6 protein-coding genes are annotated in these 9,478 nt (G+C 75.5%); 3 read left to right on the forward strand and 3 right to left on the reverse strand.

The genetic code is table 11. The features are described 5' to 3' along the window. The coding region (locus C1I99_RS24640) for a C39 family peptidase (protein WP_146604043.1) at positions 1-682 on the forward strand (682 nt) is incomplete at its 5' end. A 31-nt stretch (positions 683-713) separates the two neighbouring features. On the opposite strand, the gene C1I99_RS24645 is transcribed toward C1I99_RS24640, so the two are convergent. Further along, positions 714-2,006 carry an outer membrane protein assembly factor BamB family protein gene (locus tag C1I99_RS24645; RefSeq protein WP_146604044.1) on the reverse strand — a complete coding sequence of 431 codons (1,293 nt, stop codon included), beginning with the start codon at positions 2,004-2,006 and terminating at the stop codon, positions 714-716. Between the two features lie 110 nt (positions 2,007-2,116). On the opposite strand from C1I99_RS24645, the gene C1I99_RS24650 reads away from it, so the two are divergent. Continuing rightward, the gene (locus C1I99_RS24650) at positions 2,117-3,967 is read left to right on the forward strand and encodes a DUF6311 domain-containing protein (RefSeq protein WP_438941443.1); all 1,851 of its coding nucleotides are present in this window, start codon (positions 2,117-2,119) and stop codon (positions 3,965-3,967) included. A gap of 43 nt (positions 3,968-4,010) precedes the next feature. On the opposite strand, the gene C1I99_RS24655 is transcribed toward C1I99_RS24650, so the two are convergent. After that, positions 4,011-6,008 (reverse strand): DUF6311 domain-containing protein, encoded by a 1,998-nt coding sequence (locus C1I99_RS24655; RefSeq protein WP_233512694.1) that lies wholly within the window; start codon positions 6,006-6,008, stop codon positions 4,011-4,013. After that, positions 6,008-7,819 (reverse strand): DUF6311 domain-containing protein, encoded by a 1,812-nt coding sequence (locus C1I99_RS24660; RefSeq protein WP_438941444.1) that lies wholly within the window; start codon positions 7,817-7,819, stop codon positions 6,008-6,010. The genes C1I99_RS24655 and C1I99_RS24660 overlap by 1 nt, the downstream gene beginning before the upstream one ends. A gap of 540 nt (positions 7,820-8,359) precedes the next feature. Between C1I99_RS24660 and C1I99_RS24665 the strand changes: the two genes are divergently transcribed. After that, positions 8,360-9,478 (forward strand): hypothetical protein (locus tag C1I99_RS24665; RefSeq protein WP_111136581.1); only part of this gene is annotated, 1,119 nt, incomplete at its 3' end.

Below are 9,478 nucleotides of genomic sequence, written 5' to 3' on the forward strand. Positions count from 1 at the left end.
CCACTGGGGGGTACCGGAGCAGGGCACGGCGGCGGCGCCGGCCGACCGCCTCGCCGCGACGCCGGCCGGCTGGGGCAGGGTGCTGGACGTGCCGCGCTACTCCCAGCGGCTGCACGCCGGGGCGTACCCGCAGTGGGGCGGCGGGGGCGACTCGTGGTGCAGCCCGACCTGCACCTCGATGGTGCTGGCCTACTGGGGTGCCGAGCCGAGCCCCGACCGGTACGCCTGGGTCAGCCCGGCCGGCCCCCGCCCGGTCGTGGTGCACGCCGCGCGGCACTGCTTCGACCACGCCTACGCCGGGGCCGGGAACTGGCCGTTCAACACGGCCTACGCCGCGCTGCACGGGGTGGACGCCTTCGTCACCCGGCTGCGGTCCCTGGCCGAGGCCGAGGCGTTCGTCGCCGCCGGCATCCCGCTGATCGTCTCCGCCGCGTTCCGGGCCGGTGAGGTGCCCGGGCTCGACTACGACACCGCGGGGCACCTGATAGTGCTCGTCGGGTTCACCGCCGGCGGCGACCCGGTGCTCAACGACCCGTACGCCCCGGACGACGACGCGGTGCGCAGGACCGTCCGCCGGGACCGGTTCGAGGCCGCCTGGCAGGCCGGCAGCGGCGGGGTGGCGTACGTCCTGCACCCGCCCGGCGTGCCGCTGCCCCCGCCGCCGGCGCAGGCCAACTGGTGACGGCCACCGCAGCGCCCCTCGGCCGCCCGGGTCAGTCGCGCAGCCGCCATACGCCGAAACCGCCGTCGCGCCGGCGGCAGACCAGCGCGTCCCCGCCGATCTGGCAGTCCCCGGAGGCACCGCGGAGCACGTCGTGCCCTCGGGCCCGGCCGGTGGCGGCGTTCAGCTCGGCGACCAGCAGTCCGCCGGGCACCGGGCGCACCCCGACGGCCCGTTCGTCCACCGCCCGCGCCGGTACCAGCTGCCACGCCCCGAGGTCGGCGAGTTCCCGGCCGGTCGCCATGTCCAGCACGACGATCCGGTCCGCTCCCGCCCCGGCCGGCGTGAGCGCGAGCAGCGGGCTGCTCCGACCGGGCAGCACACCGGTCAGCCGCTCACCGGTCCACTGGACCCGGCCGGTGGCGGGGTCGAGTGCCTGGATCCCGCCGGGCTCCCCGGCGACGCAGAGCAGGTCGCCGCACGGGTGGAGGTAGACCATCAGGGGCGGCAGCGACGCCTCCCAGCGCCGCCGCAACCCGTCCAGCTCGTACGCGGTCACCAGCGCCGCCGGCCGGCGGACCACCAGCAGCAGGTCGCCCACCACGTGGACGTGCTGGCCGGCGGTGGGCAGGTCGGCCCGGCGCAGCAGAGCGCCGGTGCCGGCGTCGTGCACCGCCACCGCCCCGCCGGCCGTGATCAGCACCAACTGCTCGATCACCCCATCGCGGAGCCGGTACTGCGCCCCCTCTGGTGGGACCGGCAGCGACCACAATGTCCGGCCCGTAGCGGGGTCCACCGACCGGACCGTCCCCGGGCCGTCCATCCCGACGGTCTCCACCAGCAGCCGGCCGGCGGCGTCCAGCCGGGCGAAGCCGGGCTGCCGCCACCGGGCCCGCCCGGTGTCGGCGTCGAACACGATCGTCTCGCCGGCGTCGGTGCCGTCGAAGCTGGCGGCGGAGAGCAGCACCGCCCCGCCGGCCAGCTGGACCTGCCAGATCCGCCCGGACGAGAGGGCCGGCACCCGCCACAGCGGCGCGGGCCGCTGGGGGGCGGCCGTCGCCCGGTCCGGCAGCCGGTAGGCGAGCAGGTCGCGGCTGCCGCCGGTGACCCCCTCGGCGGGCTGGGCGACGTAGAGCCGGTCACCGGCGAGGAAGGCGTCGGCCGCCGAGGAGCCCGGTACGACGGCCGCGACGCGACCCGGCGCGGGACCCGCGCCTGACGAGACGGCCAGGACGAGTGCCAGCACCAGCACGATCCGCAGTGGCCGGCCGACCGGGCGCGGCCGGCGGGACGGCGCGCCCGACGCGGACTCGTCGCGCAGTTCGCCGAGGTCGATCAGTGCCACGCCGTCCTTCCCGTCACTCGCGGTACGCCCACGACCGGCAAACCGGGCCGGCGGCGTACCGGCCCGGCAAAAGCGACGCATCCTCGCCTGTACGATGGCGCGTCGTGGCTGTGCCGGTGGTAGATCCCTCGCTGAACCCCGTCTCCGAGCGTGTCGCGGCTGAGCCGCCACCGCGGCCCCGCCGACGGCCGGCCCGCGCGGACGTGCTGGCCATCGGAGCCTATGCGCTGCTGGGCGTCTTCGTCTGCCTGAACTACTGGGTGGACGTGCAGAACCGGGTCTCGTCGCACCTGCCGACCGACCACAGTTGGTTCGAGTGGCTCTTCCAGCACGGCGCGTACTCCCTGCGCCACCTGGAGAACCCACTGTTCACCACCCGGCAGAACGCCCCCGACGGGGTGAACATGATGGCGAACACCTCGCTGCTCGGGGTCACCCTGCCGCTGGCACCGCTGACCATGCTGCTCGGGCCACAGGTGATGTACGCGCTCTACCTCGGCGCGGCGCTGGCGGCGACCGCCGGTACCTCGTACTGGGCGCTGTCGCGGCACCTGGTGCGCTCCCGCGCGGCCGCCTTCGTCGGCGGGGCGTTCCTCGGTTTCGCGCCGGGCATCGTGCACCACGCCAACGGCCAGCCCAACTTCGTCTCCAACTTCCTGCTGCCGCTGATCGTGGTGCGGGTGCTACGGCTGGGCGAGCCGGGCCGCTGGCGGCGCAACGGCGTGGTGCTCGGTCTGCTGGTGGCGTACCAGATCTTCATCAACGAGGAGATGCTGCTGCTCACCGCGCTGGCCTGCCTGGTCGTCGTGGTCGCGTACGCCATCCAGCGGCCGGCCCGGGCACGGGCGGTGGCCGGCACGTTCGCCGCCGCCCTCGGCGTCGGCGGCGGGTTGGCCCTGCTGCTTACCGGCTACCCGATCTGGTTCCAGTTCAACGGCCCGCAGTCCTACCGGGGCCTGCAGGGCGGGGTGTTCCACAGCTGGGGCGAGGACCTGGCGGCCTTCGTCACCTTCGCCCGGGACACCGTGGCCGGCGACGAGGCGGTGGAGCGGACCATCGGGCTGACCGAGCAGAACACCTGGTTCGGCTGGCCGCTGGTGCTGCTGTCGGTGGTGGCCCTGGTGCTGCTGGTCCGCCGTTCGCTGGCCGCCCGGATCCTCGCGGTGCTGGTGGTGGTCTTCTCCGTGGCCGCGATCGGTCCGACGGTGCGGGTCAACGGGGTGGTGACCGACACGGACGGCCCGTGGTCCTACATCCCCGACGACGTGCCGCTGGTCGAGATGATGATGCCGACCCGGCTGGCCCTGGTGGTGGTGGCCGCGGTGGGCGTGCTGCTCGCCCTGGCCTGGGACGCGGTCGCCGGCGGCGGCCGGCCGCCGGTGCCGGCCCCGCGCGCCGGCGACGACGCCGCGCCGGCCGCCGCCGGACGGCGGTCCCGCTGGCTCCGACCGGTGGGGTACGCGGCGATCGCGCTCGCCGTGCTGCCGCTCTTCCCGCGCCCGTTGCCCGCCCAGCCGGTAGACCCGCCGCCGCACTTCATCAGCTCCGGCGGCTGGCGCCCGTACGTGCCGGCGGGCCGGACCCTGGTGCCGGTGCCGATCCCGAGCAACGTGCACGGCCTGCCCACGCTGCGCTGGAGCGCGCTGACCGGGCAGGAGTTCCCGGTGCCGGGCGGCTACTTCATCGGCCCCAACGAGCTGGGCGAGGGCGTCTTCGGCGCACCCAACCGGCCCACCAGCACGCTGATCTACGCCACCATGGACACCGGATCGGTGCCCGCGCTCACCGACGAGAACCGCCGCCAAGCCGTCGAGGACCTGCGCTACTGGAAGGCGTCGGTGGTCGTCCTCGGCGCACACCCGCGCGAGGCGGTGCTGCGCGAGCTGATGACCGGGCTCATCGGCCCGCCCCGGCGGGTCGACGACGTCTGGCTGTGGGACGTACGCCCCCTGGTCCCCTGACCGGGCGACGACCCGGCCGGCGGCGATCACCCGGACCGTGTCGTCAGTCGACGAGCGGGCGGACGTCCCAGACGCGGGCCCCGGCGACGTCCCGGCCGGGACCGAGGAGCGCGTCGACGGTGCGGCGCACCGGGTCGCCGTGGTGCAGTCCACCCTGGACCACCACGGCGGCCCGCCAGTGGCGCAGGTCCTCGACCGCCCGCCGGCGGTCGGCGTCGGTGACCGCCGGCACCTCGCCCGTCTCGGCCACCCGGCGCAGCAGCAGCGAGGTCGGCCGGTCCGGCGCGCCCCAGCGGGCCGCCGGGTCGCCGGTGCCCCGGGGGCCGATGAAGTAGCCGCCCGGCGTCGGGAAGGCCAGCCCGGTGCGGGCCGACCAGAGCATCGCCGGGCTCACCCCCGCGCCGGTCACCGGCGGCACCGGCACCAGGGTCCGGCCCGCCGGCACGTACGCCCGCCACCCGCCCTCCGCGACGAACGCCGGCACCGGCCAGACCGGCACGGTCCGGATCGGCGTGGGGAGCAGCGGGAGCAGCGCGGCGGCGACCGCTCCGCCCCAGAGCAGGCGCACCGGCAGCCGGCTGGTGCCGGAGTGGCCCGGGGCCGGCGTGGGCCGGGGGTCCCCGTCGCCGGGTGCCGGCGGCGGTGCGGGGGCACGGACGGCAGGACCGGCGTCCCTGGCGCTCGCCGTCCGGGCGGCGTGGACCCGGTCCAGGGAGAGGGCGAGCAGGATGCCGAGCACCGGGACGCAGACCAGCGGGAACCGGGCTGGCACCGCGAGGTCGAGCAGCGGCAGCCCGGCGACCAGCCGGTACGGCCCGGGAACGCCGGTGGGTGACCCGTCCAGGCGGATCTGCTCGCCGAGCGAGAGCAGGGCGAAGAGCACACCGCAGACGGCCAGCGCCCGGACCAGCGGCCGGCGCCAGAGCCAGATCACGATCACCATGGCGAGCACCAGCAGCCCCGGCCCGAAGAAGGAGTTCTCCTCGGTCGGGTTCGGTGCCAGCAGGCCCGGCAGGTAGTCGTCGCCGAGCAGGGTCTGCCGGGCCGAGGCGGTGAACGAGGCGGCGTCCAGCTGGTAGCCGTACGCGTGGAAGGGCATCCCCCGGTAGTGGCCCGGGCCGAAGAACTGGAACCACAGCGGGTACGCCAGCAGTGGCACGGACACCGCCGCGCCGACCGCGATCCGGCCGAGCAGGGCGGGCGCCAGGCGACGGGCCGCCGCCCGGTCGGCCGCCGCGTACGCGAGCGCGAACACCCCGGCGGCGAGCACCAGGAAGACCAGCACCTCCTCGCCGAGGAAGACCTGGTAGGTGACGAGCAGGCCGAGTGCCAGCCCGCGCCGCCACACCCGGCCGGGGTCCGGGCGGAACACCACGGCCAGGATCACCGGCACCAGGAACTGGGCGGCCATGTGCAGGTGCGCCCCGGCCTGGGCGACCATGCCCGGGGCGAAACCGCAGAACAGCCCGCCGACCGCCGCAGCCGTCCGGGAGTCGACCAGCCGGCGGCGGAGCAGCGCGTACCACGCGGTCGCCGTGCCGGCGAGGCAACCAACCACCGCCACCAGGAACGCCGCCTGGGAGCCGAAGAGCAGGGTGACCGGGGTGAGCGGCACGCCCAAGGCGAGCACCGAGGTGTTGGCCATCAGGTTCACCCCGTCCGGCGCGTTCAACGCCGAGCTGTGCAGCGGGTTCTCCAGGTCGACCACGGCCCGGGCCGCGCGGGCCAGCATCCACTCGAAGAGGATCTGGTCCCCCGCCTGGTGGAACAGCCGTCCCGGGCGGCCCCACTGGCCGACGGTCAGCAGCACCGCCAGGCCGAGGTACCCGGCGACCACCAGGGCGTCGGGTGTCCACACCGGCGGGCGGAAGCGGACCGGCGCCGCGCCGGCGGTGGGGACCCGCTCCGCCGGTGCCACACCGCCACCGGCCCGCTCCGCCGGAGCCGCAACCCGGCCGGCCCGCTCCGCCGGAGCCGCGCTGCCACCGGCCGGTTCCGCTGCGGGTGTCGCACCGACCGGGCCGGTCGTCTCCGCGGCCATCAGGCCGATTGGTCGGTCAGCGCCCGGACGTCCCAGACCCAGACGTCCAGCTCCTGGCGGCCGGGGCCGGCCAGTTGCTCGACGGTGCGCCGCAGCGGCTCGGCGTTGTGCTGGCGCACCGGCAGCACCAGGATCGCCGCCCGCCAGTGCCGCAGTTCGTCCAGCGACCGGCGCCGCTGCCGGTCATCCAGTTTGGGGATACGACCGGTGGTCGCGACCTCCTCCAGCAACTGCCCGACGCCGCTGGGCCGGCCCCCGAAGCGGCCGGGGTCGCCGGTGTTGCCGTTGCGCGGGGCGAGGAAGTAGCCGCCGGGAATCTTGAAGTCCAGGTTGGTGGCGGCGGCCCACCGCATCCCGTGGGTGTTGCCCATGCTCGGCACCGGGATGGGCACCAGCGTCTGCTCCGGCCCGACGTAGCCGCGCCACCGGTCGGCGGTGATGAAATCCGGCACCGGCGGGCGGGAGGTCACCTTCAACGGCATCGGCGCGATCGGCAGCAGGGCGAGGACCAGCCCGGCGACGGTGAGCGTCCGCAGTGTCCGGCGCTCCACCGGCAGCGTCCGGGACCGCTCGATCGCGAGCGCCAGCAGCATGCCGATCACCACGGCGGTGATCAGGCCGAACCGGGTCGGCACCACCGCGTCCAGCAGCGGCAGCCGGACCAGCCACTCCCACGGGCCAATCACCAGCTGCCGGTCCCACCAGGACACCCGCTCACCGAGGGAGAGCACGGCGAAGAACACCCCCGTCACGGCGAGCGCCCGGACCAGCAGTTCGCGCCGCAGCCACACCACGATGCCGACAGCGATCAGGACCAGGCTCCAGCCGAAGAAGGCGTTCTCCTCCGAGTAGTTCGGGGCCAGGTTGACGTTGGCCCGCTGGTTGCCGCCGAGGGTCGGCGAGCCCGGGGCGAAGAACGCGGCGATGTCGTTGCCGTAGTCCTGGACCGCGTCGCTCAGCCCGTGGTAGGCCATCGGCCCGGCGAACTGCACGTAGAGCGGGTACGCCAGCAGCGCCCCGGCGAGCACGGTGCAGGCCACCAGCGCCTTCGCCAGCGGCCGCCACGCCGCCGACCACAGTGCCGGACGCTGGGCGAGCACGGCGAGCAGGAAGACCCCGCAGGCCAGCGCGGTGAAGAGCAGGATCTCCTCGTTGATGAACGCCTGGACGGTCACCATCAGGGCCAGCAGCGCCCCATCGCGCCACGGGCGGCGGGAGCGGGTGATCACCAGTACCCGCCAGACGATGAACGGCAGCAGGAACTGGGAGATGATGTTCGGGTGCCAGTTGGCGTGCGACAGCATCGCCGGTGAGAAACCGCAGAACCAGCCCCCGACCACCGCCGCGAGCGGGCTACGGACCACGTGCCGGGAGAGCACCAGGTACCAGGCCGTCGCGGTCCCCGCCAGCCCGAGCGTCACCAGCACCACGAAGGTCACGGCCGGGCCGAAGAGCAGCGTCACCGGCACCATCGGGATGCCCAGCGCGAGGATGGCCGTGTTGGCCATCAGGTTGACCCCGTCGGGGTAGTTGAACTGCTCGGTGAAGAACGGGAACTCGCCGTGCAGCACCACCCGCACCGAGTGGGCGAGGAAGAACTGCACCTGGGCCGGGTCGCTGCTGTAGAGGGAGGCCACCCGGCCGGCGGGATCCACCCAGATCTGACTGGTCACCCAGAGCGCGGCGAGCAGGAAGAAGCCGGCGACGGTGAGGTCCTGCCGCCGGCGGCTCCACCGCCGCGGCCGGCGGCTCCCGGCGGGCGCCGCGTCCGTCACGGGCGCGGTGTCCGCCACAGGCGCGGTGTCCGCCACAGGCACGGTGTCCGCCACAGGCACGGTGTCCGCCACAGGCACGGTGTCCACCACAGGCACGGTGTCCACCACGGGTGCGGCGGCGACGGTCGCTTCAGCGGGAGCGCCGACAGCGGCGGCCGGGGCGGCGGCCTCCGCGGGCGCGGGGTCGGTGCCGGTGTCGAGGGTGGCCGGCGCGAGCCGGCCGTGCGCGGCGCCGTTCCTGCCGTTGGCGGCGCCGTTCCTGCCGTTCGCGGTGCCGCTTCTCCGGTTGGCGGTGCCGTCCCCCACGGCGGCCGGCGCGGAGCCGGTCACCGGGGCGGACGCGGAGCCGGTAGCGGCGTCGGCTTCCGGCGAGGACTCGGCGCGGGTCTCGGCAGGCGTCACAGTCGGCGGAGTCTACCCGAGCGGGAAAATGGGCCCAAAGCCACCGCAGCTCCCTTGTGGACGCGGGCGGGGATGCGGCCGGCGGGTGCACCCGAGGCGCCGCGAGCCGCCGGCCGGACATCTCGTACTATGGCGCTTTCCGTAGACGGCTGAGGCGATCGAGGGGGCGTTCAGGTGGCTCCAGTCCGCCGGCACGGGAAGACGGCCGCCGCACTGCTGACCCTGCTGCTGGCCGCCACCGCCTGCGGCCCGGTCGCCGAGCGGCAGCCGCGGGATCTCCGGGTGGGGTACGACAGTCTGGACGGCTCGCTGCGGGTCTGGCCGCCCCGCGGCACGCTCGCCGGCGACGCCACGGTGACCTCGGCGGTGACCGACGCGGTCCGCGACTGGCGGTCACCGGCGGACGACCGGGTGCACCTGCCCTCCTCCGGGATCCTCTGGTCCGGCGAGGTCGACGGCGCGCCGCTGGCCCTGGTCGCCGCGACCGTGCCCGGCGAGAGCGCCTCCTGGCTGTTGCAGGTCACCGCCGACGGCGGCCGGTACGCGGTCAGCCGGGCCACCGAGTACACCGACCCCGGCTACCTCGTCTACTCCGACGTGCTCCCGGTGCAGACCGCCGGCGGCCGGCGCTACCTGACCTCGGCGCGGGTGGAGCGGCTGCTCGGGCCGGACGGCCGCGCCCTGGTGAACACCGACGGGCTCACCGAGCCGGTCGACGTGCCGCCCTGCCGGGCGGTGCCGGTGACCGCCACCCTGCGGGCCACCGACTCGCTGCCCCGGGGCCGGGCCGCGGACCGGCTGCTCGACCTCGGCACCGGCATTAGCGACCCCCGCTACCCCCTGGTACGCGACGAGAGCGGCTCCGGCCGGCGGGCCCTCACCGGGCTGGACACCTGCCTGCTCGCCGCCGAGGACGGCCCGTTCGGCAGCGTCCCCCGGCGGATCGGCGACCGGGACGCGCCCCGCTCGGTGCCGTCGTCCTGGCCGATGGCGAAGCTCTCCGTCCGTACCCTCGGCGAGGTCGCCCTCGGCGGCGGCGAGCCGGCCGAGCTGGAGCAGCTGAGCTGGGAGACCGCCGACGGCACGATGACCGCGGTGGTGCACCGCCCGGGCGGCGGGGGCGCACCGGTGGTGTCCCCGGCCGACCGGTCCAACCCGTTGCAGGCGTACGTGCTGCCGGTGCCGGGGCAGCCGCTGGTGGTGCTGAGCTGGCGGGCGAACCGGGACAGCTCGCTGTCCGTGCCGCCGGGCACGCCCCGTCTGGTGGACCGCCCCGGCCTGGTCGTCGTGCCC

Source organism: Micromonospora deserti (assembly GCF_003236335.1).
GTDB lineage: Bacteria > Actinomycetota > Actinomycetes > Mycobacteriales > Micromonosporaceae > Micromonospora > Micromonospora deserti.